At 38.4% G+C, this 26,333-nt stretch carries 24 protein-coding genes and 1 pseudogene; 19 read left to right on the top strand and 6 right to left on the bottom strand.

Features of this window, described 5'->3' with window-relative positions:
* Nucleotides 1-44 precede the first annotated feature (44 nt).
* Together glcD and AC3WJG_RS15000 are read left to right on the top strand one after the other, a co-directional pair.
* Nucleotides 45-1,457, top strand: coding sequence for a glycolate oxidase subunit GlcD (gene glcD, locus AC3WJG_RS15005; RefSeq protein ID WP_098249562.1), 1,413 nt, complete (start codon nucleotides 45-47; stop codon nucleotides 1,455-1,457).
* A complete protein-coding gene (locus tag AC3WJG_RS15000) occupies nucleotides 1,454-2,773 on the top strand; it encodes a (Fe-S)-binding protein (protein WP_116516043.1) in 1,320 nt (439 codons plus the stop codon). The genes glcD and AC3WJG_RS15000 overlap by 4 nt, the downstream gene beginning before the upstream one ends.
* A gap of 27 nt (nucleotides 2,774-2,800) precedes the next feature.
* Here AC3WJG_RS15000 and AC3WJG_RS14995 read toward each other — a convergent pair whose 3' ends face one another.
* A complete protein-coding gene (locus AC3WJG_RS14995; protein ID WP_028408282.1) occupies nucleotides 2,801-3,805 on the bottom strand; it encodes an LLM class flavin-dependent oxidoreductase in 1,005 nt (334 codons plus the stop codon).
* 234 nt (nucleotides 3,806-4,039) lie between these two features.
* Here AC3WJG_RS14995 and AC3WJG_RS14990 point away from each other — a divergent pair, with 234 nt between their 5' ends.
* The 4 genes from AC3WJG_RS14990 (at nucleotide 4,040) to AC3WJG_RS14975 (ending at nucleotide 7,212) form a co-directional block, all read left to right on the top strand.
* A complete protein-coding gene (locus AC3WJG_RS14990) occupies nucleotides 4,040-4,675 on the top strand; it encodes a DUF1796 family putative cysteine peptidase (protein WP_253352881.1) in 636 nt (211 codons plus the stop codon).
* Nucleotides 4,676-4,763: 88 nt separating this feature from the next.
* Complete coding sequence (locus AC3WJG_RS14985; RefSeq protein WP_033579186.1) at nucleotides 4,764-5,045, top strand: hypothetical protein; 282 nt, start codon at nucleotides 4,764-4,766, stop codon at nucleotides 5,043-5,045.
* Between the two features lie 99 nt (nucleotides 5,046-5,144).
* Nucleotides 5,145-5,549: a YkvA family protein gene (locus tag AC3WJG_RS14980; RefSeq protein ID WP_060746937.1), complete on the top strand. Its 405-nt coding sequence runs from the start codon at nucleotides 5,145-5,147 to the stop codon at nucleotides 5,547-5,549.
* Nucleotides 5,550-6,255: 706 nt separating this feature from the next.
* Nucleotides 6,256-7,212, top strand: coding sequence for an AEC family transporter (locus AC3WJG_RS14975; RefSeq protein ID WP_028408284.1), 957 nt, complete (start codon nucleotides 6,256-6,258; stop codon nucleotides 7,210-7,212).
* 71 nt (nucleotides 7,213-7,283) lie between these two features.
* Here AC3WJG_RS14975 and AC3WJG_RS14970 read toward each other — a convergent pair whose 3' ends face one another.
* On the bottom strand, nucleotides 7,284-8,153 hold the full coding sequence (locus tag AC3WJG_RS14970; protein WP_098333068.1) for a LysR family transcriptional regulator: 870 nt from the start codon (nucleotides 8,151-8,153) through the stop codon (nucleotides 7,284-7,286).
* 110 nt (nucleotides 8,154-8,263) lie between these two features.
* Here AC3WJG_RS14970 and AC3WJG_RS14965 point away from each other — a divergent pair.
* The 4 genes and pseudogenes from AC3WJG_RS14965 to AC3WJG_RS14950 form a co-directional block, all read left to right on the top strand.
* Nucleotides 8,264-8,848, top strand: a pseudogene (locus AC3WJG_RS14965) (non-oxidative hydroxyarylic acid decarboxylases subunit B); the annotation flags it as partial.
* 2 nt (nucleotides 8,849-8,850) lie between these two features.
* A complete protein-coding gene (locus tag AC3WJG_RS14960; protein ID WP_098331795.1) occupies nucleotides 8,851-10,272 on the top strand; it encodes a non-oxidative hydroxyarylic acid decarboxylases subunit C in 1,422 nt (473 codons plus the stop codon).
* A 16-nt stretch (nucleotides 10,273-10,288) separates the two neighbouring features.
* Nucleotides 10,289-10,513, top strand: coding sequence for a non-oxidative hydroxyarylic acid decarboxylases subunit D (locus tag AC3WJG_RS14955; protein ID WP_028408288.1), 225 nt, complete (start codon nucleotides 10,289-10,291; stop codon nucleotides 10,511-10,513).
* 21 nt (nucleotides 10,514-10,534) lie between these two features.
* Complete coding sequence (locus AC3WJG_RS14950; RefSeq protein WP_028408289.1) at nucleotides 10,535-11,005, top strand: hypothetical protein; 471 nt, start codon at nucleotides 10,535-10,537, stop codon at nucleotides 11,003-11,005.
* Between the two features lie 17 nt (nucleotides 11,006-11,022).
* Here the strand turns inward: AC3WJG_RS14950 and AC3WJG_RS14945 are convergent, their stop codons facing one another.
* Nucleotides 11,023-13,089 carry a helix-turn-helix domain-containing protein gene (locus AC3WJG_RS14945; RefSeq protein ID WP_492588363.1) on the bottom strand — a complete coding sequence of 689 codons (2,067 nt, stop codon included), beginning with the start codon at nucleotides 13,087-13,089 and terminating at the stop codon, nucleotides 11,023-11,025.
* Between the two features lie 169 nt (nucleotides 13,090-13,258).
* On the opposite strand from AC3WJG_RS14945, the gene AC3WJG_RS14940 reads away from it, so the two are divergent.
* From AC3WJG_RS14940 to AC3WJG_RS14925, 4 genes are all read left to right on the top strand, one after another.
* A complete protein-coding gene (locus AC3WJG_RS14940) occupies nucleotides 13,259-14,482 on the top strand; it encodes an MFS transporter (protein ID WP_028408291.1) in 1,224 nt (407 codons plus the stop codon).
* A gap of 22 nt (nucleotides 14,483-14,504) precedes the next feature.
* Nucleotides 14,505-15,956 (top strand): M20 family metallopeptidase, encoded by a 1,452-nt coding sequence (locus tag AC3WJG_RS14935; protein WP_098578702.1) that lies wholly within the window; start codon nucleotides 14,505-14,507, stop codon nucleotides 15,954-15,956.
* Nucleotides 15,957-16,197: 241 nt separating this feature from the next.
* On the top strand, nucleotides 16,198-17,901 hold the full coding sequence (locus AC3WJG_RS14930; RefSeq protein WP_337134369.1) for an NAD-dependent malic enzyme: 1,704 nt from the start codon (nucleotides 16,198-16,200) through the stop codon (nucleotides 17,899-17,901).
* A 12-nt stretch (nucleotides 17,902-17,913) separates the two neighbouring features.
* On the top strand, nucleotides 17,914-18,870 hold the full coding sequence (locus tag AC3WJG_RS14925) for an AEC family transporter (RefSeq protein WP_028408294.1): 957 nt from the start codon (nucleotides 17,914-17,916) through the stop codon (nucleotides 18,868-18,870).
* A 45-nt stretch (nucleotides 18,871-18,915) separates the two neighbouring features.
* On the opposite strand, the gene AC3WJG_RS14920 is transcribed toward AC3WJG_RS14925, so the two are convergent.
* Nucleotides 18,916-20,094, bottom strand: a complete 1,179-nt coding sequence (locus tag AC3WJG_RS14920; protein ID WP_013057328.1) for an NAD(P)/FAD-dependent oxidoreductase — start codon at nucleotides 20,092-20,094, stop codon at nucleotides 18,916-18,918.
* Nucleotides 20,095-20,127: 33 nt separating this feature from the next.
* Nucleotides 20,128-20,580: a DUF1641 domain-containing protein gene (locus tag AC3WJG_RS14915; RefSeq protein WP_013057327.1), complete on the bottom strand. Its 453-nt coding sequence runs from the start codon at nucleotides 20,578-20,580 to the stop codon at nucleotides 20,128-20,130.
* A gap of 429 nt (nucleotides 20,581-21,009) precedes the next feature.
* On the opposite strand from AC3WJG_RS14915, the gene AC3WJG_RS14910 reads away from it, so the two are divergent.
* The 5 genes from AC3WJG_RS14910 (at nucleotide 21,010) to AC3WJG_RS14890 (ending at nucleotide 24,773) form a co-directional block, all read left to right on the top strand.
* Nucleotides 21,010-21,426, top strand: a complete 417-nt coding sequence (locus AC3WJG_RS14910; protein WP_013057326.1) for a hypothetical protein — start codon at nucleotides 21,010-21,012, stop codon at nucleotides 21,424-21,426.
* A complete protein-coding gene (locus AC3WJG_RS14905) occupies nucleotides 21,423-22,706 on the top strand; it encodes an ammonium transporter (protein ID WP_102812824.1) in 1,284 nt (427 codons plus the stop codon). Before AC3WJG_RS14910 ends, AC3WJG_RS14905 begins: the two co-directional genes overlap by 4 nt.
* Before the next feature lie 134 nt (nucleotides 22,707-22,840).
* A complete protein-coding gene (locus tag AC3WJG_RS14900) occupies nucleotides 22,841-23,038 on the top strand; it encodes an IDEAL domain-containing protein (RefSeq protein WP_013057324.1) in 198 nt (65 codons plus the stop codon).
* A 185-nt stretch (nucleotides 23,039-23,223) separates the two neighbouring features.
* Nucleotides 23,224-24,381 carry a hypothetical protein gene (locus AC3WJG_RS14895; protein ID WP_098249572.1) on the top strand — a complete coding sequence of 386 codons (1,158 nt, stop codon included), beginning with the start codon at nucleotides 23,224-23,226 and terminating at the stop codon, nucleotides 24,379-24,381.
* Between the two features lie 14 nt (nucleotides 24,382-24,395).
* On the top strand, nucleotides 24,396-24,773 hold the full coding sequence (locus tag AC3WJG_RS14890; protein ID WP_102812823.1) for a UCP033725 family protein: 378 nt from the start codon (nucleotides 24,396-24,398) through the stop codon (nucleotides 24,771-24,773).
* A gap of 39 nt (nucleotides 24,774-24,812) precedes the next feature.
* On the opposite strand, the gene brnQ is transcribed toward AC3WJG_RS14890, so the two are convergent.
* Nucleotides 24,813-26,168 carry a branched-chain amino acid transport system II carrier protein gene (gene brnQ / locus AC3WJG_RS14885; RefSeq protein WP_060746926.1) on the bottom strand — a complete coding sequence of 452 codons (1,356 nt, stop codon included), beginning with the start codon at nucleotides 26,166-26,168 and terminating at the stop codon, nucleotides 24,813-24,815.
* Nucleotides 26,169-26,333: the final 165 nt, after the last annotated feature.

Below are 26,333 nucleotides of genomic sequence, written 5' to 3'. Positions count from 1 at the left end.
TCTGCAACTATAATAAGATTAAGAGATATATAAGGAGGAACGTTATGCTTAATGAACGAACAAAAGCAAAGCTCATTGAAGTTGTAGGATCAGCCAACTTTCAAGATAGCAGTGAAGCAAGACTCGTGTACTCTTATGACGCAACACCTAACTTTCAGTCGCTTCCTGATGCGGTTATTATGCCTGAAAACAAAGATCAAGTGAAAAGAATTTTAACGATATGCAACGAAGATCATGTTCCTATTGTGCCAAGAGGTTCAGGCACAAATTTAAGCGCAGGAACGTGTCCAACGCAAGGCGGAATTGTTCTTACATTTAACCGAATGAATAAAATTCTGGAAATTGATGAAGAAAATTTAACCGCTACCGTGCAGCCAGGTGTTATAACCTTAGATTTAATTAACGCTGTAGAGGCAAAAGGTTTATTTTACCCTCCTGATCCAAGCTCTATGAAAATATCAACCATCGGAGGAAACATCAATGAATGCTCAGGAGGATTACGAGGCTTAAAATACGGCGTAACAAAAGATTACGTTCTTGGTCTTGAAGTAGTTCTTGCAAACGGCGACTGCATTAAGACGGGAGGCAAGTTAGCTAAAGATGTAGCTGGCTACGATTTAACGAACTTGTTTGTCGGGTCTGAAGGAACGCTTGGCGTCATGACAGAAGCGATTTTAAAGCTCATTCCAATACCTGAAACAAAACAAACTCTGCTCGCGCTGTTTGAAGACATGGACGCAGCCGCTAAGACGGTATCAGCTATTATCGCCAATAAGATTATTCCAGCTACGCTTGAATTTTTAGATCAGCCGACGTGTGAAGTAGTAGAAGATTTTGCGCAAGTTGGGCTACCAACAGATGTAAACGCTGTCTTATTGATTGAACAAGACGGTCCGCCGGAAGTGGTGAGTCGGGATATTGAAATGATTTCCCGCATCTGCAGCGAAGGAAATGCTGTATCTGTAAAAGTAGCGGCTTCGCAAGCAGAAGCAGAAGCGTTAAGTACAGCGAGAAGATCAGCTCTTTCTGCTTTAGCGCGAATGAAGCCAACGACGATTTTAGAAGATGCAACCGTCCCGCGGTCTAAAATTAGTGAAATGGTCAAAGCGATTAATGAAATTGCCGTAACATATAACGTTAAGATCTGTACGTTTGGTCATGCAGGAGACGGAAATCTGCATCCGACTTGTTTAACAGATGCGCGTGACAAAGAAGAGCTTCACCGCGTCGAACAAGCTTTTGAAGCGATTTTTCATAAAGCCATTGAGCTTGGAGGAACGATTACAGGTGAACACGGAGTCGGAGAAATGAAAGCACCGTATTTAGCGCTGAAGATGGGCGGAGAAGGAGTAGCTGCGATGAAAGCAATCAAGTATGCTTTGGACCCGAAAGGAATTATGAATCCAGGGAAAATTTTTGCTAAAGACACGAGAAAAAGAGTGGTGGTTCGTTCATGACGGCAACAAAAGACATTCAGCAAGCGTTCAAAGAACGGTTAGATTATGACGAGTTAATGAATTGTATGAGATGCGGTTTTTGTTTGCCAAGCTGTCCGACGTATGGCCAAACGAATCAATATGAAGCAGCGTCACCGCGCGGAAGAATTGCTTTGATGAAAGGAGTGGTAGACGGACTTATTGAACCTGATGAATCCGTTGAAAAGCAATTGAATCTTTGCCTTGGCTGCCGAGCGTGTGAGCCTGTTTGTCCTTCGGGTGTGAAGTACGGACACTTATTAGAAGAAGCGCGTGATATTATTCAGCAGAAAAAAAGACATAAATGGCCGGTAAAAGCGCTCAGGCATATGGTGTTCGAACAGCTTTTCCCGCATAAAGAACGATTAAAAAATGTACATTCTCTGCTTGCTTTCTATCAAAGAAGCGGCTTGCAAAAAGCTGTTCAAAAAACAAATATACTAAACGTCCTTCCTGGTAATCTAGCACAAATGGAAAAAACGCTTCCGCTTGTGCCAACCAAAAAAGAAATGAAGAAACGGCCGTTTTTATTTGAAGCAGAAGGAACAAGAGAGCGGACGGTTGCTTTTTTTTCAGGGTGTTTAATGGATACGATGTTTATGGAAACAAACAACGCGACGATTGCACTTTTACAAAAAGCGGGGTGTAAGGTCGTTATACCAGAAGTGCAGACGTGCTGCGGCGCTCTGCATGCGCACGGAGGAGAAAAAGATCAGGCAAAAAAGTTAGCGAAGCAAAATATCATGGCGTTTGAATCCATTCAAGCGGATGATATTGTTCTTAATGCAGGAGGCTGCGGTGCGCTGTTGGTAGAATACGATCATTTATTAAAAGAGGAACCGGAATGGAAAGAAAGAGCAGAGGCCTTTTCTGCAAAAGTAAAAGATTTTTCAGAGATTTTATTGCAGCAGCAGTTTGTGGAAAAACAAAAGTTATCGCTGCCAAGTCAAATTATTACGTATCAAGACTCGTGTCATTTAAGAAACGTGATGAAAACGTCCAGCGCACCGAGAAAACTGATCCAAGCGATTAACGGAACGGTGTTTCATGAAATGGAAAATGCGGATCATTGCTGTGGCTCAGCTGGTATTTATAATCTAACGGAACAAGAGATGTCTATGCAAATTTTAGATTATAAAATGGAAAAAGTGAAAGAAGCCCATGCCCATACGATTGTAACAGCAAACCCGGGCTGTCTCATTCAAATGAAGCTAGGGGTAGTCAGAGAAGGAGTAGAAGAAAGTGTAAGGGCCGTTCATCTTGCAGATTTACTTCTTGAAGCAGTAGAAAGCAAATAAAAAGGCCGGACGTGTCCGGCCTTTTTATTATTTGAACAGCTGAGAAACAATTTCGTACGAACGAAGGCGAGCTTTGTGATCGTAAATTTGAGCGTTAATCATCAGTTCATCTGCTTCTGTTTCTTCAATAAACTGTTCCAGCTTGACTTTAATCGTCTCAGGACTTCCGACAATAGAAGAGCCCAGCTGCTGTTGAAGAGAAGCTTTTTCAAAGTCCGTCCATAGTTCATCCATATTATCCACAGGAGCTTTGAGTTTACCCGGTGTGTTTCGAATTAAATTTAGAAACTGCTGCTGCATAGAAGTAGCCAAGCGTTCAGCTTCTTTATCTGTATCAGCAGCGATTACGTTTACACCTAACATTGCATATGGTTTGTCTAACACGTCGGACGGCTTAAAATAACGGCGATACATGTTAAGAGCTGTCATTGTATTATTAGGTGAGAAGTGACTTGCAAATGAAAATGGCAAGCCTAGCTGTGCAGAAAGCTGTGCGCTAAAACCGCTTGAGCCAAGCAGCCAAATCGGAATATTTAAACCTTGACCGGGAACAGCTTTAACGCGCATCTGACTTTCTGAAGCCGGTTTAAAGTATTCTTGCAGTTCAGCCAGCTGTTCTGGGAAGTCACTGCCGTCGCTTCTGCGATCGCGTCGCAGAGCTTGTGCTGTCAGCTGATCTGTCCCTGGCGCTCTTCCTAAGCCTAAATCAATACGTCCTGGAAATAGTGATTCAAGCGTGCCAAAATGCTCAGCAATAACAAGCGGAGAATGGTTAGGAAGCATAATACCTCCAGAGCCTACGCGAATGCGTGACGTGCCTGCAGCTACATGACCAATTACAACAGATGTAGCGGAGCTTGCGATACCTGTCATATTATGATGTTCAGCTAGCCAATAGCGGTTATACCCCCATTTTTCAGCGTGCTGAGCTAAATCTAATGTATTTCTAAGTGAGTCAGATACAGTTCCTCCTTCAACTACAGGAGAAAGATCCAATACGGAAATCGGAATATCTTTTAATGCTTTACTCATCAATTTCATCTTCTTTCTTTAAAGACTTCATAGGCCTTGTTATTTCAATGGAATACAAGTATTTTAACAATAATCTTTCGAGTTCCAAAATATTTTGCTTCGGTTATTTCCCTTTACGTTATTGCTCTTTATTTACATAAGCTTTTGAGAAACAAAAAGCTTGTACGGTATAAGGCAGAAGCCGCCTCTTTCTATAAAAGACTGTCATATTTTATAGAAGAAGGGAGGATGAATATGGTTACTTTAAATGAACTAAAAAGCAAGCAGTACGATATGATATACAGTTTAGGCTATAACTGTTTTCCAGGGATATACATGAAAAAATATTCTTTGCGAAAACAAGCCGGGGTGATTGATTGGTGTATTAGCATTTCTCTTTCTCATGTCAATCAGCTGTTGAAAAATCGCTGTAAAGACTTATTTGTATATGAACACTTAACCTATATCAGTTCTTTCGGAGATGGTTCCACGCTTAGACTGCGTGATAAGGTGTATCAAATTGATTCTGCTCATGATTTTCCGTCGTCTATTAATACGGAGACTAACTGGCTTTCATATAATGAAGTCAAAGAAAAATATGAACGGAGAACGGAGCGATTTTTAACGTCAATGGAGACCAGTTCTTGTATATTGTTTATTCGTATGGGTGGAACGTATGAAGAAGTGAAAGAATTAGAGCATGTTTTAAAGGGAATGGTCAAAAACGATTTCTATATACTGCTGCTGACAAACAGTGAAAAAGAACTTTTGTCCGAAGCTAACTGGGACTTGCCTTATACATGTGTTTTACATGCACCTATTTTTTCAATGGACGTGCTGCGCGATGATAAAGTATGGGAAGAGCTCTTAAGCGGGCTTGTTATAAAATAAAAGAAACTCTTTTTGTGTAATACGGGAATGAAAAAGCTCGTTTTTTTCATAGACTTTGTTATATCTGTGTATCAAAGGAGATGAAAAGATGGAGTCCAATGTGCGGAAGGCGATAAAAGAAATTGTATTGCTGCTGCTAGAACAAGACCAGCGCTGGAATGAGTATCTAGTACAGCTGGAGGATTTGAAAATACAAGTGGATTTGAATAGTTCCGCATATGAAGTTCTGAGAAAGATGACGGGTAATTACGAAGTGCTGCTTGAACATATGGATCTTATTCAGCAGTTTGAAAATCATTCTAAAAGTGAAACGGCGCTGAATGACTTAGTTACTATCGTTATGAAGCATTACTCATTAAAAAATTCATAAGCCTGCTTTGTGCAGGTTTATGGAGTTTAAGCTCTCAATGGAATTCGGTAGAGATAATCGTTTATAATAAGTACATAGGATGATGAAAGGGTGATCGATATGGAAGAGAAACAAGAAATTGTACCCATTCGGACAGAGGAAACAGCCAAATATTATTCGGAAGAAAAATTTTGGGACAAGCTTAAAAAGTTTGGTAAAAAAGCGGGAGCAAACGTTGTTTATGCCGTATTGCTTTTATACTACACGCTGCAAAAACCTGATATTCCCCCAAAAGCAAAAGCAGTCATTATAGGAGCGTTAGGTTATTTTATTCTTCCTTTAGATTTAATTCCGGACTTTGCAGCAGGAGTTGGATTTACAGATGATTTAGGAGCTCTGGGGCTTGCATTGATTCAAGTTGCCATGTACATTGATGAAGGTGTTAAACTGAAAGCAAAAGAAAAAATTAAAACGTGGTTTTCAGAAGAACACAATTTTTCCATTATTGATGCTAAAATAAAGTAACGTTATGATCTACATGTAATTATTAAATAAAGTAAGCAAAAGAAGGTGATAGATGAATCATCTTCTTTTTAATCGATAATATATAGGTCTTTTTGACTAATTTAATCCGTTTTATGTAAAAAAAACAGGATTAAAATATTTTTTTCACTAAAAGTTTAAGCAATGTAATTGAATAATTCCCCTACAAATGTTAAGTTAAAACATGTTCATAAATTCGTCACAGAAAGCAATATACAAATAAGTAAGATTGTTTGTAAAAACTTTGTGAAATTATGGAACTTTTTAACTGAGAGTTTCAAACTCTTAGAGATTCTTCCTCATCAATCAGAAGTAGCTTTCTTTCGTCACAAGATTAAGCATCTTTCATTTGAAGGTGTTTTTTTTCAGCCTAAGTAAGCCAACAACATGATTGTATGACAAGTTTTTGCTAAGGTTGTAGAGTTACTGTATTGTATGACAAGTTTTGTGTGATTTGATTTAACTAAATGAACAGCTTCGAAGTAAATAAATGATTGCAGAAAAACAAAGTCCATGCGTTTTCATGAACCATTATACGTTACTTCATATTTGTAGAGATGTTTAGCAAAAAGGGAGATGAATGGCCTGACGTAAACAATATCCATAGACAAGCCTTAGAAGATAATTATCTTTCTAAGAAAGCAAATTTATATGATTGAGTCTAATCTAAACAATGGAGTGTTCAAAAATGGAAATTAGTCAAATCTTTATTATTTTAACCCCAATCTTTTTTGTTATTTTGTTAGGTTATTTAGCAGGGTATTTCAAAAAGTTTGATGCAACAACATCTAAAGGGTTAAACACGCTTGTAACAAAATTTGCGTTACCTGCACATCTATTCGTTGGTATTACAACAACATCAAAACAAACGCTTATTGAAAAATGGCCGTTTTTATTAGCATTAGTTCTTGGTATTATTGGATTTTATGTTCTTTTCTTACTTGTTGCAAAATATGTATTCAAATACTCACTAACAGGCGCGTCTATGTTCTCTTTAAACTCTACGCAGCCAACGTTTGCGTTCATGGGTATTCCCGTATTAGGTAGCTTGTTTGGCGCAGATGTAGTAGCAATTCCAATCGCCATTACGGGTATTGTAGTAAATGCGATGCTTGATCCTTTAGCAACTATTATTGGTACGGTCGGACAGCGCGAAAGAAGTGAAGGGGATTCAGAAGAAAGCTTATTTAAAGTAACGATTAAATCAATCTTACACGGTCTTTCTGAACCATTAGCTTGTGTTCCGTTAATCGCAGTAGTATTAGTATTATGTGGGTTCCAGTCTCCAGATTTACTTTCAAGCAGTTTAGATCAAATTGGTTCAATTACATCTGGTGCGGCACTATTCGCAGTTGGGGTAACAATTGGTATCCGTAAAATTCAATTTAGCCCAGCGGCATTTGGTATTGCGATTTTAAAAGTTGCTATTCAGCCGCTTGTAATGTTAGGAATTGCAACAGCAATGGGCCTATCATCAGCTGACATCGTAAAATTAGTATTATTAGTAGCGTTCCCAGGTTCAGCTGTAGCAGCGATGATTTCAGTTCGCTTTGACAGCTTAGCTGGTGAAACAGCTTCAGCATTCGTACTTAGTGCCATTATGTCACTTGTTACATTACCGCTGTTAATTTCTTGGTTAATGTAGTCACATATATCAATATAGAACATAAAAAAAGACTTTGCTATTTTAGCAAAGTCTTTTTTGTGCATCTATATTTAAAAAAGCTTTAAAAATTCTTGAGCGATTTTGGGAAGATAACTGTCGGTACGCCACGTAACTAAAGGCTCAATTACAAATGGATTATCTTCTACACTTAGAATTTTAATATGTTCTAGTGAAAAAGAGGAAAGCATTGAATAAGGAACAATGGCAGCACCAAGGCCACGACATACTAAATTAAGAAGCATCGCTGAATCATGGCATTCGCATAAAATGTTGGGTATTACACCTATCTTTTCAAATTCCTTCACAATGCGATTATATATGCTTATTTCCCGATTTGAACGAAGAAGAATAAGAGGGAGAGAAGCAATTTCAGCGACTGAAATCTTTTCTGTTGCATAACCACTTTCTTTAGGAACAGCTACAACAAAAACATCTGGTGCAAGTGTTTTTGTTTTGACATGTTGATAAGGTAAGTCAGTAGTAGTGACTGCTACATCGATTTTTCCTTCCGTTAATAACTCGTTTAAGTGAGCTGGTTCGTTTTCATAGATGTTAAATGTGCTGTTTGGATACTGTTTTTGAATAAGAGTTAGCTTATCGAGAACCGTTGATGCACAGTAGATCGTACATCCGATTTCAAGCTTTTCATTTGTTACGTTTTTACATTCCTGTACTTCTAATACTGATTTTTCGACCCTTTGCACAATTTCTTTCGCTCGTTTTAAAAAAAGCTCACCTTCTACCGTTAACAATAAGCGCTTGTTATTATTTCGTTCAAAAAGTAAAAGGCCCAGCTCATTTTCGAGCTGTTTTAGCTGCCTGCTTAAAGGAGGCTGAGCCATATGCAGGCGCTTTGCTGCTTTGGTCACATTTAATTCTTCAGCTATGACAATAAAATAATGCAGCTGTCTTAATTCCACTGTATTCAACTCCATACTTTAAAGGTATTATTATATACTTTATCAATATTTTAATTGTATGGAAAATGAGTGTAAAGTTAAATGTGTAACCAAAGCAGAGGGGAGAAAGAGAGATGAAAATAGCTGTAGGAATCACAGGAGCCACGGGAGCTATTCTAGGTATTCGAATTTTAGAGCTTTTGAAGAAGGCTTCTGTTGAAACGCATTTAGTCATGTCGACTTGGGCTCATGCCACAATTAAGTTAGAAACACCGTATAGCGTTCAGCAAGTAGAAGCGCTAGCAGATTATTGTTATTCATATCAAGACCAAGCAGCAAAAATTTCGAGCGGTTCTTTTCGTATAGACGGAATGATTGTTAGTCCTTGCAGCATGAAAACATTAGCATCTATTCGAATGGGACTAGCAGATAACTTAATAGCGAGAACGGCAGATGTGATGTTAAAAGAAAGAAAGCCACTTGTGCTACTTCCTCGAGAAACGCCTTTGAATACGATTCATTTAGAAAACATGCTGGATCTTTCAAAAATGGGCGCTATCCTTGTGCCCCCTATGCCGGCATTTTATAACAAGCCTGAAACGATTGATGATATTGTCACTCATATTGCTGTTCGAACGTTAGATCAATTAGGAATCGAGCTTCCTGAGGCAAAAAGATGGAATGGAATTAAACATTTATCACAAGGAGGAAAATAAACATGGCTTATAAAGACTTTAGAGATTTCCTTAATACGCTACATAAAGAAGGGCAGCTACTGACGATTACAGATGAAGTGCAGCCTGATCCAGATTTGGGTTCAGCAGGTCAAGCCATCAGTAATTTAGGAGACCAAACGCCGGGATTATTATTTACCAATATTTATGGGTACAACAATGCAAAGGTAGCCCTAAACGTAATGGGTTCCTGGTCAAATCACGCGTTAATGATGGAAATGCCTAAATCAACTCCTGTAAAAGAACAGTTCTTTGAGTTTGCTCGGAGATATGAAAAATTTCCTGTCAAAGTAAAAAGAGAAGAGACGGCGCCATTTCATGAGTGTGAGATTAAAGATGATATTAACTTATTCGACCTTTTGCCGTTGTTTCGCTTGAATCAAGGAGACGGAGGCTACTATCTAGATAAAGCGTGCGTTATTTCTCGTGATCAGAATGATAAGGAGAACTTTGGCAAGCAAAACGTAGGTATATATCGTATGCAGGTCAAAGGGAAAGACCGTCTAGGCATTCAGCCTGTGCCACAGCATGATATTGCCATTCACTTGAAACAAGCCGAAGAAAAAGGTGAAAACCTCTCTGTATCAATTGCTTTAGGATGTGAACCTGCGATTGTCACAGCAGCCGCTACGCCGCTTCATTATGATCAATCAGAATATGAAATGGCAGGAGCTATTCAAGGTGAACCGTACAGAATTGTGAAATCTCAGCTTTCTGATTTAGATGTACCTTGGGGAGCAGAAGTGATTTTAGAGGGAGAAATTTTAGCCGGTGAACGTGAATATGAAGGTCCTTTTGGCGAATTTACAGGTCATTACTCCGGTGGCAGAAGCATGCCTGTTATCAAAATCAATCGCGTATATCATCGTAAAGATCCTATTTTTGAAAGTTTATATATCGGTATGCCTTGGACAGAAACAGATTATTTAATTGGAATCAATACAAGTGTTCCTTTATATCAGCAGCTAAAAGAAGCATATCCTGAAGAGATTGAAGCGGTGAACGCGATGTATACTCACGGTCTCGTTGCTATTATTTCAACGAAAAGCCGATACGGAGGATTTGCTAAGGCGGTTGGTATGAGGGCATTGACTACGCCGCATGGATTAGGATACTGCAAGCTAGTTATTTTAGTAGACGAAGATGTGGATCCGTTTAATTTACCGCAAGTCATGTGGGCGCTATCGACAAAAATGCACCCAAAACATGATGTTATAACAGTGCCTAATCTTTCAGTTCTGCCACTTGATCCAGGATCTGAGCCGGCTGGTATTACAGATAAAATGATTTTGGATGCTACAACACCGATTGCACCTGAAACAAGAGGCCACTATTCTCAGCCTTTAGATACACCACTTGAAACTGAAAAATGGGAAAAAATCTTAACGAATATGATGCAAAAATAAACAAGGAGGAATCGACATGTATACTTGTCCAAGATGTGAAACCAAACAAGCGAACTTAGTATCTAAATCACCAGTTGAAGGAGCCTGGGAAATTTATTTATGCAGCGTGTGTTTGTTTACCTGGCGTTCTTCTGAACCTGAGACGATCACCAATCCTGAAAAATACCCTCGACCATTTAAAGTCAATCCAAAAGACGTACCGCTGGCAACGCACGTGCCTCCTGTACCACCCCGATCTTAATCAGCAAAGGTGGTAAGTAAAATGAATAAAGCAGAGCTGCCAAGAGCCGTGCGGGTATTTTTAAATGGAAAAGATCTAGAAAGGAAGCAGCATGATGCGATGTTGCTATCTACAGTGACATCCGAGGGTTTTCCTCATGTAGCAATGATTAGCGCAGGAGAGCTGGTAGCTATTAGCTCTTCACGCGTCAAGCTATTAGTATGGAAAGATACAACATCTTCAACAAACATGATACAGAATCATAAGGCAACCGTTACATTAGTTGTTGAAGGAAAAGCTTATTACATTAAATTTTCCCTAAAAAAAGAAGCTCCTGTGTCATCAGGCTATGAGCTATTTACGGGAGAAGTAGCCGCTGTTAAAGAAGATTACGCAAAATATGCAGTTTTAACATCAGGAATTCAATTTCAGCTTCATGATTCCAAAGAGGTACTGAGCCGCTGGAAACAATCAATTGAGGCTGTTCTTTCTACCGAAAAAACCGATTCTTAAAAATAAGAATCGGTTTTTTAGCTGTAGTGAAATTTTTTTAAATAGCATGCTAGCTGAACTTTTAATAGGTGTTCACTGTTTGTAAATGATATGTTCATTTTTTCTTCAATTTTTTTCAACCGCTGATAGAGTGTATTAACATGAATATGAAGCTGCTTAGCTGTAAGTGAAGCAGAGCGGTTATTATCGAAATACGCTTCTAGCGTTTGCTCTAAAGGTTCGTCGCTTAAATGATTGTTCTTAAGAGGGAGAAATACTTCATCAATAAAGGTTTTTACTTCTTCTTTCGATTGATTAATAAATAGCCGGTTAATTCCTATTTCCTCATACAACATGCATCCATCTTGCTGCTGAGACAGAAGGTAAGAGATAGCTTTTTCAGCTTCACTATAACTTTTTCCTATTTGAGTAAAATGAGAATACCGACTTCCAATCCCTGTTTTTACATGACATTCATTGTAGTAACGCCATTTTGAGAGTAAATCCTCTAATTGATTGATAATAGCATGATGTTTTTCATAAGGATCAAGCGTAAATACAATGGTTACTTTGGTGTCGAATCCGTATACGACCGGTGCTTTTGAGCTGAAAACCGATTTGATGTCAGATACAAGGCGATGAAGGTGTAAGTTTAAGAGCTGCAGGTCCGCTTGTGAACGAATGGTAATGAGAGCGACTAGAATATGCTTTTTTGTATCAATGTTTAGCTCAGCTGCTTTTTGATACAGCAAAGTGGTGTCATAACACGATAAGTATTCACTAAATAATTCATGTGTTCGCTTGTAAAATAAATCAACTAACGTTTGTTTTTTCAGCATTTCTAATGCAATAACAGAGCTGCTTTGTTCGAGTGCCACTTGATCTAGAGAGGAAAGATCTCCTTGATTTGCCTGCATAATAAGTAACCCTAAGAGCGTGTCAATGCCGTGTATGGGGTGAATATAAACACTGTGTGCCTCAATAGTATAAAAACAAGGCTTTGTATGTGAAAGAAAATGTGTGTGAAATTCAGCTGTTTTTGTGTCTATATCAAAGAATTTCAAGAAGCCATAGGTCTTATTATCAACAAAATCTACAATGGTGACAGGGGATGTAACCATTCGGCGCAATTCGGTAAGTATTGGTTCAATTCCTTTACTTTGAAGTGAAACATTCATGAAGGTGCGATGAATTTGATCCCGGCGTATTAAAAGTTCATTTTGTTTTTTTACATCTTCAAAAAGCGCTGAGTTTAAGAGAGCAATCGATACTTGATCGGAAAAGCTTTCTAACAATTCTTTATCCTTTTCATTTAAAAGGGGGGTTGTACCATTTTGATAAATAATGAGTACGCATACCGTCTGTTCTTCCATACAAATGGGGACAGAAATAATAGATTGAATGTTTGTAAACGTATAGGACTGATTAAGATAATGAATATTATCATCAGTCATAGTAGAAGAATCGCGTAATATATCTTTTAAGTTCGTATACATATAGCTTTTATTATGCTGAAATGTCTTTCCGATAATTCCTTCGCCAACTTTCATTTTCATGTTTTGAATTTCATTGTTTGGCCCCCCGGACCAGGCGCGAGGCAAAAGAAATTGAGTGGAAGAATCAAACATCCACAGCACGCCCATATCCGCAACAGAAATAACTGAAAGAGCATTTTCAAGAATTCTTGTTAATAGATAATCTGAGTCTTGTAAAAGTGAAATTTCCTTAATGCTTTTCATAAGCACGTTTAAAATGTGCTCATGCCGCTCCAGCTTTTTTTGCAGCACATAAGGAGAAAAGGTAGCCGATAGCTGTTTTATTTGTGGGGGTGTCCAGTCGTGCTTAGCAAATATGCGAACAACAAACGCATAGCGATTTGGAAAGGACAAGTAAATTTCCTCGAACTCTTCATATGCCATATGCTTTTGAAAGGAATCACTGCCGTTATGTAGGCTAGTGGGAGGAGGGTAAGTCAGGGATGAACATGAAGAACTGGAAAAAATCACGTTAAAATTTGCAGAATCAATACTTGTCCAAATTTGATAAGGACTATTTTTGATAATAGATGTAAGATAACCTTTCATATTAGCTAATAAATCACTCATGTTAACAACCCCTTATAGACTACTTAATGTAAAAAAATACATAGTTATAGTTCTTATTATATAGAAATACACATTGAAAAAATAGTCAGAATTTTTTAATATTTATATAACGAATTGATTTGTTACAAAACATTACATTAAATGGAATGAAAAGGAGATGAGTGCATTTATGCTAGCAAGGTCGAACTGGAAATACGTCATTTTATTTTTATTATTTTTAGGCTGGTCGCTTGGAAACTTAGATCGTTTTATTATTAACTACGCTATTTTAGATATTTCGAAAGATCTACATCTGAATGCTTCTTCTACAGGCATCATCTTAAGCAGCTTTTTTGCAGGATACGCACTGATGCAAATACCTGGAGGGTGGCTAGCAGACCGCTTTGGATTTAAAAAAGTCATTACAATCGCCGTGCTTTTATGGTCGTTGTTTACGGTTTTTACCGGCATGGCCTGGTCTTTTGCTTCTATTATTATCATTCGCTTTTTATTTGGTTTAGGGGAAGGGAGTTATTTTCCATCTGCATCAAAAGGAATCGCAGGGTGGTTTCCTCAGCAAGAACGCAGTAGAGCCATGTCCTTCTTGTTATCGTCAGGTACGATTATGGGCGTGGTTACACCAATTCTAGCGACGCAGCTGATGCAAACGATAAGCTGGAGAAGTATCTTTTATATCATAGGAGCCATCGGACTCGTTATTACAGTTCTGTTTGTTTTTTTACTGAAAGAAAAGCAGCAGAGAGAAAAAACAGAGACTTCTGCTATTCCTGCTAAGCAGATGACATTAAAAGAAATTATCAAAACTCCGATGATTTGGAATTTATTTATTGCATACTTCAGTATCTACGCCATTAACTGGGGGCTCATGTCGTGGATGCCTACATATTTAGCCGAAGTAAGGCATCTGAATTTAACGGACATCGGTTTTCTTTCCGCTATCCCAGCATTTGTAGGCATTATCGGAATGTTTGTTAGCGGCTTTGTTTTAGACAAGCTTCCGGACGGAAAAGACAAGACGATAGCGGCGGTGTTTGGTTTACTGATGGGTATTTTTCTTTGCTTCATGGCCATTTCACCTAGCGTAGGCATGTTTATCGTTTTTCAAAGTGCAGTCACCTTGCTGTTTTCGTTTAATGTGATTTTAATCGCTTCAGCTCCTTTAAAAATGTTGCCTGAATCAGTGGTCGGTTCAGCAAATGGTTTTATCAATACAGGAGCTCAAGCAGCCGGCGTATTAACACCGATGCTCATTGGCTTTTTAGTACAATCGTTTGGCGGGTCGTATAATGCAGCATTTGCTTTATTAATTATCTGCGCTCTTGTCTGTGCTATTTCGTTGTTTTCGATTCGACCTGCAAAAGTGGTAGTGGACGCACAAAATGCTGTTAAATAATGAAGAAAAAGGAGAATGTCTCATGGGTATTATTAAAGAAGTCGAACAACTTATTGAAAAAAAGCGAAACGAGCTAACTCAAATCAGTGATCAAATATGGGAATATGCAGAGACGAGGTTTGAAGAGTATAAGTCTGCACAGCTGATTTGCGACATGTTAGAAAAAGAAGAGTTTACGCTTCGTACACATATTGCTAACCTTGAAACAGGTTTTATTGGAAGTTACGGGAGCGGTTATCCGATCATCGCTATTCTCGGTGAATACGATGCGCTTACCGGGCTGAGTCAAAAAGATAAGTGTGCAGTAGCAGATCCGGTCAAAAAAAACGGAAATGGCCATGGGTGTGGACATAACCTACTTGGCGTAGGCTCACTAGCAGCTGCACTTGCTGTCAAAGAATATTTAAAAGAAAAAAATGTCCCGGGGACCGTTCGATACTATGGATGTCCAGCTGAAGAAAGTGGTTACGGAAAGACGTATATGGTACGAGAAGGATTTTTTCAAGATGTAGACGTCGCGTTTTCATGGCATCCCGCTACCGTTAATGGTGTTATGCATACGTCATCGAATGCGGTTATGCAAGCAACTTTTAAATTTAAAGGAAGAAGCAGTCATGCAGCTGCTAGTCCTCACCTTGGCAGAAGCGCTTTAGACGCTGTAGAGTTGATGAATATTGGTGTGAATTATATGCGTGAACATATGATAGATGAAGCGCGCGTACACTATGCCATTACAAACAGCGGAGGCATTTCTCCTAATGTTGTTCAAGCAGAAGCGGAAGTGATGTACTTAATTCGTGCTCCGAAGCCATCTCAAGTAAAAGAACTTTATGAACGGGTTGTGAAAATTGCAAAGGGAGCGGCTTTAATGACTGAAACACAAATGGAACAGGAAATTCAAGGAGCCTGCGCTAATCTAATTCCAAATCAAACAATGGAGCAGCTCATGCATAAGCAAATGATGCAGATAAATTTGGCTGAAGTGAAACATGAAGAAATAGCTTTTGCCAAAGCTATTTACGAGTCTACATCCGCCGAAGATAAAGAAGCAGCAAAAAAACAAGTGGGTTCACTGCTAGACAGAGCTTTAGCGGATCATCCAGTCTTCAACCAAATTGCTCCTATGTCTAAAAATGTTTCCTTCATGACAGGATCAACGGATGTCGCAGACGTTAGCTGGAATGTTCCCACTGCACAGTGCGTGACCGCAACGTGGGCTTATGCTACGCCGTTTCATACATGGCAAGCTGTTGCTCAAGGGAAAACGGAGTATGCCCATGATGCGATGTTATTAGCTGGAAAAGCCATCGCGGCTACGGCGATTGAAATGATAGAAAATCAAGAGCTGATTAGTCAAGCCAAACAAGAGCTGGAGGATAGACTAGAAGGGGAAAGCTATGAATGTCTTGTGCCTTCACATATACATCCACCTAATTACTTAGAAAGTGAGCAGGAAGACTATAGCGTGGTATAAAAAACGAGATGGGAAAAAACGTATTTTCGTGTAAGGAAGATCCGAACGATAAATCGTTCGGATTTTTTTATTGTTAGGTTGAACACAGGTTTCATTTATCCCGTTTTTTCGTCTCTAGATTGTATTGATGTAGTTATGGCTCAATCTCTTTTTTGTTTTCATTAAAAATAAATGGTTAAAAATATATCTCTTTGCTGAACCTAACCCTATCTAATTGTTTTAAGAAAAGAGGTAAAGAAACATGAGAGCATATAAAGTAGACAAAGATGGGTCAATTTCAACTTCACTAAAAGGAAAATCAGTTTTATCCACTTCTTATTTAAATAAAGGTTCTGCTTTTACTGAAGATGAAAGAGAAGAGCTTCATCTGCAGGGACTTCTTCCTCCAACGGTTTTAACGTTAGAAGAACAGGCAAAAAGAGCATATGAACAGTTCAAAAAAGCACCGAATGATCTTCAAAAAAATAATTCGTTGAATGATCTACATAATCGGAACGTTGTCTTATTTTATCGTTTATTAACCGATCATTTAAGTGAAATGCTTCCCATTATTTACACGCCTACTGTAGGTCAATCCATCCAAGAATACAGCCATGAATACCATCGACCTGATGGACTATATTTATCCGTAAATGAAGCGGATCGATTAAGTGATGCGATTGAAAACTTAGGACTCGACAGCGAAGATATTGATTTGCTCGTTGTAACGGATTCAGAAAGTATTCTCGGCATTGGGGACTGGGGTGTAGGAGGGATAAATATTGCAGTTGGAAAGTTAGCGGTCTATACGGCTGCAGCAGGAATTGACCCAAGCCGCGTACTGCCTGTTGTTCTTGACATGGGGACCAATAACAAAAAGCTTCTTGAAGATCCTTTGTATTTAGGAAATCGTCATGAACGAGTAAAAGGAGAAGACTATAATCGTTTTATTGCTCAATTTGTAAAAGAAATAACGACCAAGTTTCCTAAATCGCTTCTTCATTGGGAGGATCTTGGGAATATTAATGCGCGTCACATTATGAAAGAATACGGCGATAAAATTTTAACGTTTAATGATGATATTCAAGGAACGGGAGTAATTACTCTTGCAGCCGTTTTAACAGCGGTGCGCATTACAGGAACGCCCCTAAAAGATCAAAGGGTTGTTGTATTTGGACCGGGATCTGCTGGAATTGGGAATGCTGATCGTATTCATAGTGCGATGATGCTTGAAGGGCTGTCTGAAGAAGAAGCATATGATCGTTTTTGGGCATATGATTACAGAGGTCTGTTGACCGAAGATATGGAAGGTTTAGCTCCTTTTCAACAGCCGTATGTTCGCCAAAATGAAGAGATTAAAGAATGGGAAAAAGACGATGAAAATAAAATTTCACTGTTGGAGCTTGTCAAGCAAGTGAAGCCAACAATTTTAATTGGAACGTCAGGCGTCACGGATGCTTTTACTGAAGAAATCATTAAAGAAATGGCAAAACATGTAGAGCGCCCGGTGATTATGCCTCTTTCCAACCCTACTAAACTTGCTGAAGCTGTTCCGGAAAATATTATAAAATGGACGGAAGGAAAAGCCCTTATTGCAACGGGAAGTCCATTTGAACCCGTTGAATATAACGGGAACACTTATGAAATCGGACAGGCTAATAATGCGTTTGTGTTTCCGGGTCTTGGTTTAGGTGCAATTGTGGTTCGCGCTCAAAAGTTTACTGAATCTATGTTTGCAGAAGCAGCCAATGCAGTAGCGCGTATAGCAGAAACAGACACAAAAGGAGACACGCTTCTTCCCAACATTAAAGATCTTCAAAAAGTATCAAAGGCGGTTGCTGTAGCAGTTGCTGATGCTGCTGTAAAAGATAACGTAGCAACTGTTACCAGGCAAAATGTAAATGAACTTGTAGAAGCAGCGGTATGGCAGCCTGTTTATAAACCGGTTAAGGCAAAAGATGAATGAGGTGAATGATAAATGAGCATAGGTCAAATTTTCCTCATTCTCGCGCCTATCTTTTTTGTCATTTTGCTTGGTTATTTAGCAGGGCACTTTAAAAAATTTGATAAGCAAACGTCTAAGGGGCTCAACACATTAGTAACGAAGTTTGCGCTTCCTGCACACTTATTTGTAGGTGTAACGACAACGCCAAGAAAAACACTCATAGACGAATGGCCGTTTTTAGTAGCGCTGATTTTAGGAATCGTCGGGTTTTACCTCATTATCTTGCTTGTCGTGAAGTATGCAGGGAAGAATACGCTAACTGCCTCTTCTATGTTTGCCTTAAACTCAGCTCAGCCAACGTTTGCTTTTATGGGCATTCCAGTACTCGGAGGATTGTTTGGTGCAGGCGCAGTAGCGATTCCAATTGCTATAACAGGAATCGTGGTGAATGCGATTTTAGATCCGCTGGCAACGATTTTAGGAACCGTTGGACAACGGGGGCGAAAAGAAGGGGAAGAGAAAACAAGTTTATTTAAAGTAACGGTTCATTCCATTTTGCATGGTTTATCTGAGCCTTTGGCATGTGTACCGTTAATTGGAGTGATTTTAACCCTTTGCGGTTTTCAGTCACCTAAACTTTTACAGGATATGCTTGATCAAATCGGAAGTATTACATCGGGAGCAGCTTTGTTTGCGGTAGGAGTAACGATTGGAATTGGAAAAATTAACTTTAGTAAAGGGGCGCTTGGGATAGCCGTCTTAAAAGTAGCGGTTCAACCCATCGTTATGCTCGGAATTGCAGTATGGATAGGGTTGTCTTCAGATGAAGTGACAAAAGCTATTTTACTGGTAGCTTTTCCTGGGTCTGCTGTAGCAGCGATGATTGCTTTGCGGTTTGAAAGCTTGGAAAACGAAACGGCATCTGCTTTTGTTATTAGTGCTATTTTATCGTTGATTACGCTGCCGCTTCTTATTTCTTGGCTTATGTAAATAAAAAAACGAAAGAGGAGAATTCCTCTTTCGTTTTAAGACGGATTAATAAGCTAATGCAAATAATCCTTTGATATGAGATAAGTAACGAACGTTACTTGCTTCTTTCATAAGTGATGCTGGTAAACCTTTTAATTGCGTTTTGTTTCCGCCGATTGTACCAATTGCATCTTTGCGTCCAAGACTTCCTAGTGTACCAGAGAAGACAGGAACGAATGATTCCATTGCTCCGCCGCGAATAGCTACTGCTAAGTTCACGCCTACAACTTCACCCATTTGCCAAGCTAATTGAGCAGTAGGTGGGTAAGGGCGACCTTCTGGACCCATTACAACCGCTGAGTCACCAGCAAGGAATACATCTTTATGAGATGTAGATTGTAAGAATTCATTTACAAGTGCACGACCGCGGTTTACTTCGATACCTGAGTTAGCAACTACAGAGTTACCTTGAACTCCGCCAGTCCATACCATTGTTTTTGTTTCAATTTTGCTGCCGTCTTTAAGTTCAACAGTTGTAGCATCCATTTTTGTTACAGGTGTACCAGTAACAAATGTAACGCCACGTTTTGTTAAGCTTGATTGAGCGCGCTCTACTAATTCAGCAGGGAAGCCTGGAAGAACTGTAGGAGCTGCTTCTACACAGTATAGAGAAATTTCTTTTGGATCAACACCGTGTTTTAGACATAGGCTTGGCATTAAGTCAGCGTATTCACCAACAAGTTCGATACCTGTTAATCCGCCGCCGCCAACTACGATTGTACCGTCAGCTTTATTTTTTGTTTTGCTGTATTCAGCGATACAAGCTTCTACGTGTGCACGTAAACGGTTTGCATCATTTACTGATTTAAGAACGAAGCTGTGCTCTTCTAAACCAGGGATACCGAAGTAAGCAGTTTCACTACCTAAAGCTGTAACAAGGTAGTCGTAGCTTAATTTTGTACCATCTTCAAGAGATACTTCACGTTGATCTGGTGAGATTTCTTTTACCGTTGCAATTTTTAAATCAACGTTGTAGTTTTTAAGTAATTTATCAAGTGGTAAAGCTACCGCTTGTTCAGAAACGCCGCCTACAGCTAGACGGTGTAATTCTGTAATGATTTGGTGAGTAGCAAAACGGTTCACTACTGTAATTTTTGCTTCATCCGCACTTAGGTGTTGGCGAGCTGTCATTGCAGTTAATAAACCACCGTAACCGCCGCCTAAAATTAAAATATGTTTTGACATAGTCGATCCTCCGTCCACACTTTTTAATGAAAATTATTTTTGTTTTTCGTTTGTAATGTCTAAATACGCTTGTGCAAAGCGGAATAGTTTTTGAGCTTGTGGATCTTTAAGCATGCGTAATAAACCGAATAAACCGATTGAATTAGAAGCATTTGCTTCTGCACGATCGTTTGCTTCGATTGCAGTAGCTGCAAGACCTTTTACTGTTCCTTCTACCGGCTCGATAAATTCTTTTACTCCACCAAGTAGATCTTCTTTTAATACGTCGTCAGTTAATAATGATTGCGCAACGTCGTAAGTTTTTGTAAGCACCGTTACCATTTCAGATAATTTTGGTAAATTATCTACAAGAACAGTAAGAGCTTCTTGTACTTCAGGCTTTAACAATTGATCTAACACATCCGCTTGACCTTTGTTAACTGCCGCTTCTGTTTGTACAGCAGCATTTTCCTCTGCAGCTGATTTTTGAATAGTTGATTGAGACATGAAAAGTCCTCCTTTGCTGGATACTGTTGCATATGTAGTTCCTAGTTATCTGCTAGACTTTCAAACTACATTGTGAAGTTGTGAAATCTTGCACATAATTCTATTTTAATTTTAATACGAGATAAAATCAACTCATTTCGTTGAAAAAATAAGTGAAGAACCTCGTAACCCTTTGTTTAATAAAAGTTTATAAAAAATAAAACGAATAATTGCCTAGGTAAATAAAATTAAAATAGGGAACTAACATGATTCCTCTTCCTACGATAAAACAAATAACGTCATATTTCAACACATACGAACTTAATATTCTATAAGTAGTAAAAAGATAGGGCGCATTTACTATTTAAAGAGTTTTCAAAAAATTACATTGACTTACTATAGTGTTCTACATATAATCAGAATATAACATCTTATGTAAGGAGATATAACATGGTTATAGTGGATGAACTTTATCATAATGTGGTCATTACGTTGCCTCAATTAAAATTAATTGAATTTATAATGAAGTTAAAAGAAGCTAAAGCACAAGAAATAGAAGATATAAAAACGAAAATTAGTAAATACGAAGAGAAGAAACGTGCTGAAGAAGCTTGGTATCAATCACTATCACCGTTTCGTAAATTTTTTACCGGGCGTCCTTTAAGTCAGCATCAAGCGGTCGAGTATATGGTATACGTAAAGGAGCGCTTTAAAAAAATTGATCACCTTAAAGCACAAATGCGAGAACTTCATGAAGTTCTTGAATTAATAAAAGCGGAAAATGAAGAAACAAGTGAAATTACGCTTTCGCCTGCTATTGTACAAGAAATAAAACGATTAAAAAGCAGTGGAGGCGTTGGGATATGAGTGTTAATGAACTAAGTTTAGGGATAAATACAACGTGGGTCGTGTTAACAGCGGCGATGATTTTGTTAATGGAAGGCGGCTTTGCCTTGCTAGAGGCAGGTTTTGTCCGCTACAAAAATAGCGTGAATATTATTATGAAAGTATTCGCTGATATTACAATAGGAACGCTTTGTTTCTATTTAATTGGTTTTGGATTAATGTACGGTGATGATTTAGGTGGAGTTGTCGGTAAAAGCGGTTTTGCGCTCTCAGGTAATTTATCGCACCTTGACATTCCAATTGGGCTTGAAACGTTTTGGCTGTTTCAATGTGCGTTTGTTATTGCGGTCATTTCTATCGTTTCTGGAGCGGTGGCAGAACGAATTAATTTCCGCGCATATCTTTTATATGCGATTTTGATGACTACATTTATTTATCCTATAGCCGGCCACTGGATTTGGGGAGGTGGATGGATTAGTAAGTTAGGGATGCTTGATTTTGCCGGTTCGGCAGTTATTCATGCTCTTGGCGGTTTTTCAGCTTTAGCAGCTGCAATAATGATTGGACCGAGGAAAGGGAAGTTCACGAAAAATGGAATTAGTTCTGTTTCTCTTCCAAGCAATTTGCCGCTTGCATCAGTGGGTGCTTTTTTATTATGGTTTGGATGGTTCGGGTTTAATGCAGGAAGTACGCTAAGTGCTACTGACGTTAGAATTGGTCACATTGCTATTGTCACAATGTTATCAGCAGCAGCAGGCGGAGCAGCTACTTTATTTTATACTTTATTTCGCTACAACCGTTCAGATGCACCTTCTGTGATAAATGGATCACTTGCCGGACTGGTTGGCATTACGGCCGGGTGCGCTTTTGTTAACACACCATCTGCTATTTTTATTGGAGCTGTATCTGGTTTATTAATGATGGCAGCTACAAACTGGCTCGAAGCACGTCAAATCGACGATCCTGTAGGAGCTTTTCCTGTACACGCTGCTTCGGGAATATGGGGCACGTTGGCTGTAGGCTTGTTTTCTACAGACGGCGGTGTGTTTACAGGAGGGAGCTGGACATTATTTGGCGTTCAACTTCTTGGGTTAATCGCTCTATGCGCTTGGGGATTTGTTACGACGTGGATAGGGTTAAAGGTTATTTCCTTGGTGGTTCCGCTTCGATCTACGGAAGAAGAAGAAGAAGTGGGCTTAGATATCAGCTACCACGGTATCATGGCAGCTCATCAGGCTCCTGAATTTATTGAATATGAAAACTACTATGCGGAAGTAAAAGAAAAAGCCGCAGATTCGTAATAAAAGGCCGCGCTTTATAACAAAAGGGCGGCCTTTTTATGTGAAAAAAAATAGATTTAAAATACTTGGTTTAAATGATTGAAAAGTCAGAATATTTGTGTTATATTATAAAAAAGCCAAGGAGTTGATTTCTTATGAAAAAGAATTTACTTAATTCACCGCAAAAATCCAACGGAAAGGTGCTTGATGCATTATTCGCTGAGATGATTCTAGACAAGGCGATTGCAGAATTTCGTAAAGCACAGCTAAAAGAAGAAATCGACCGCACGCTATTGATGAAAAATAAAGAAGAGTTTTTAAAACTCTCATCAGAACTTAAACAAATTTCTTAATTACTTACTATACTTCACACACCATCTATTTTAGATGGTGTGTTTTATTTTTGATACCTACTAAAAGGGATTAATTAGTAATAATTATGAATATATTCCTATTTAAAACTTTATTTACATTAATTGTATTGACTTCTTTTATGGATTTTTTTAACATAAACAAGAATTAAAGAGGAGGGGTTTGGTTGGGACATCTATTATTAGTAGATAGCTTGATTGCAGGTATTGTTTGTATTGTGTTAGGAATTTTATTTAGAGCTCATAAAACAAGCAAATTTTTGTATGGCATAGGGATTGTGTTTGGTCTTATTTTTGTGATCGGGACAGTCACTCATTCTCCATCTAATACAGAAACTTCATCAGTTACAGCTGAGAAAGTAGAAGCAAATCAAAAAGACAGTAAAGACACGTCAGAACTTAAAGCTCTCGTTACTAAGGGAATGACAGATAAGGAATTTCAAAAAGAAAAAGAGAAAGCCGCTTTTCAACAGTCAGACTTAATTGCGTTAGGTAACGGAGAAGTCGGATATGTGATTAAAGCTGAAGACGGTTACGTTGTAGCTGATACGAATGGCAAAACGATTTCAAGCATTGAAACGTTTAAAACGGCTGATGAAGTAGAACAGTATGAATTAAACGAAGTTAAAAAAGTACATAAAGATGTAAGAACAGTTGATGCTCATTATAAGGCTTCAGATTTAGAAAGCTTAGAAGATTTTGATCAAAAAATTAATGAAGTGCTGAAGCGCGTTAATCTTACAAAAAAAGAGTTTAATGAACTAAAATTAAAGGATGTTAAAACATTAACTTCTCATGAAATAGAAGTAATGAAGGCTATACGTGATTCTGTTTCTCCCCTTACAAAAGATACGCTGCTGCAAAAAACGATTCCTGCTAAAGATATTGAAAAGTATGTAGATGGATCTTATACAGCAGTGGGGGGGTATGTAGCTAAAGCTGAAGATGTTCATGATATTACTTCTTACAAAGATTTTGTTGAAAGCTTACGTTTAGATTACATCGATGGTTCAGGCAAAAGGCCGTTTCCTGAAGAAGGATCGACGTATGGTGTAATCAAATTTAAATCGCAAGCGGTAAGCCACGTTGATATTCCCTACGGAACTGTGTTCGGAGGAAAAACAACAGACGGACCTCCATGTACGCTTAATGGGTTTACAGGATCTCGAAACGGGGAAACCGTTCCAGAGTTCAAATTCGATAACTATTATCCACCAGCAAACGGAGCGGAACTATACCAAGTGGTAAATGGGGAAGAAGTACTTGTGGCTACCTATGTGGCAGAAGAAAAACGATTTGTACCAGCGGTTGCTAACCCAATGTAAAGGACTGGTTTTTTGTGATTCGAAAAGGTTTGTATGCAGCATATAATGAACGAGATTACGAATGTTATGAAACGGAAAACGGGGGTGTAAAGCTAATTAGCTATGATAAAGGCGATGTAGCAAATGGATTCATTCCATACAATGATACGACTTTCACAAAAGAAGTTCCTCGTGATGCTGTTGAAGAAGTGTTTTTTATAGCTCCGTATGCTACTTATCAAAATGAAACGTTTGGTGTGTCAGATGCTTCTAATCATCGAGTGCTTTTGACCACATCTGAAAAAGAAAAAGCTGATAAATATCATTTTCAACGTACGGATAAATATCTATACGAAAAACATGTGTTAAGAGAAGAAGTGAAGTTAATGGAGAAAAAAACTCCTTATTCATAATACGCCATAATAAAAAGAGGATGCGAGTGCATCCTCTTTTTATTTAATCAATTTTCTTGAAGTGTTTCTGTTCGTATTATCATTTGTACGAAGGAAGGTAATGCCAAGACCGATTAATCCTCCTACAATAGCAGGAACTACCCAGCCGAGACCTACTCCATACATAGGTAGAATCGATGTAAACAGATCGTTTACTGCCGCAATTTTGAATCCAGCAGCATTTAAGCCATCAAATAAACTAACGATAAACGTGAACAGAAGGCTCATTTGGTAAACTTCAGAACGTCCTTTAAATAAAGGATGTAAGAATGTTAAAGCAATTAACACAATAGCTAACGGATAAATAGCTGTTAAGACGGGAACCGAAATAGCGATTAATTCCGTTAAACCAAAGTTCGCTACAACGGCGCTGAATGCTGATAAAATAACAGCAATCAACTTATAAGAAACACTTGGAAACAGCTTATGGAAAAAAGATGAACAAGATGTTACAAGACCTACACTTGTTGTTAAACAAGCAACGGTAATCATCAGACCTAAAAGAATTCCTCCGTAAGAGCCAAAGTAGTAATTTGATACTTCAGCCAAAACCGTACCTCCGTTATCAAGACGTCCAAGCTCTGATACGCTTGAAGCACCCATATAGGACAATGCACTATAAATAAGAGCTAAAATAACGGCAGCGATAGCCGTAGCTTTTGCACAAATTGTGATAATTTGTCGGTTAGATTTTGCTCCTTTTTCTTTAATTGCATTAATAATAATAATTCCAAAAACAAATGATGCTAGTGTATCCATTGTTAAGTAGCCTTCTTGGAAGCCTTTAAAAAATGAGTGTGTTGTATAAGCTTCGCTTGGTGCTTCAAATTTTCCAATTGGGTTCACAACGGCTACAACTACCAATATTCCAATAAACGTTAATTTAATAGGTGTTAAAACTTTTCCTACTAAATCGACAATTTTCGCAGGATTTAGCGAAAAAAAGCAGGTAATAGTAAAGAAAATTACCGTGAAAATGATAAGGGGAAGGTGCCCTGAATTTTCTGATAAAAAAGGCTTAACGCCGATTTCGAATGAAACGCTTCCCGTTCTTGGCATCGCAAAAAGCGGTCCGATTGCCAAGTATAAAATCGTAGTAAAGATAATACCGAAAGCTGGGTGTACGCGACTAGCTAAAGACTGCAGATCCTCTTTTCCAGAAAAACCAAATGCGAGAACGCCTAGAAGAGGCAGACCTACACCCGTTACTAAAAATCCAGCGTTTGCTGACCAAATATTGCTTCCAGCAGACTGACCTAACATTGCAGGGAAGATTAAATTACCTGCGCCGAAGAATAGGGCAAAAAGCATAAAGCCAATAACCACTATAAATGAAAAAGGAACTTTGTTTGACACGTTAAAACCTCCAAAATTATAAATGCTTTTTATTATCGTGTTGAATAATTAAAATTTTCAGAATTTTATATTCGAATAATAAAAATAAACATGTATCGTATTATACTAACCTAAAATGCATATTTCAATATAAAATTTTATTTTTTTAATTTATTCGCTGAAATA

The sequence above is a fragment of the Priestia sp. FW507-14D1A genome, assembly GCF_058781295.1.
This window is presented reverse-complemented; position numbering and strand designations above follow the sequence as displayed.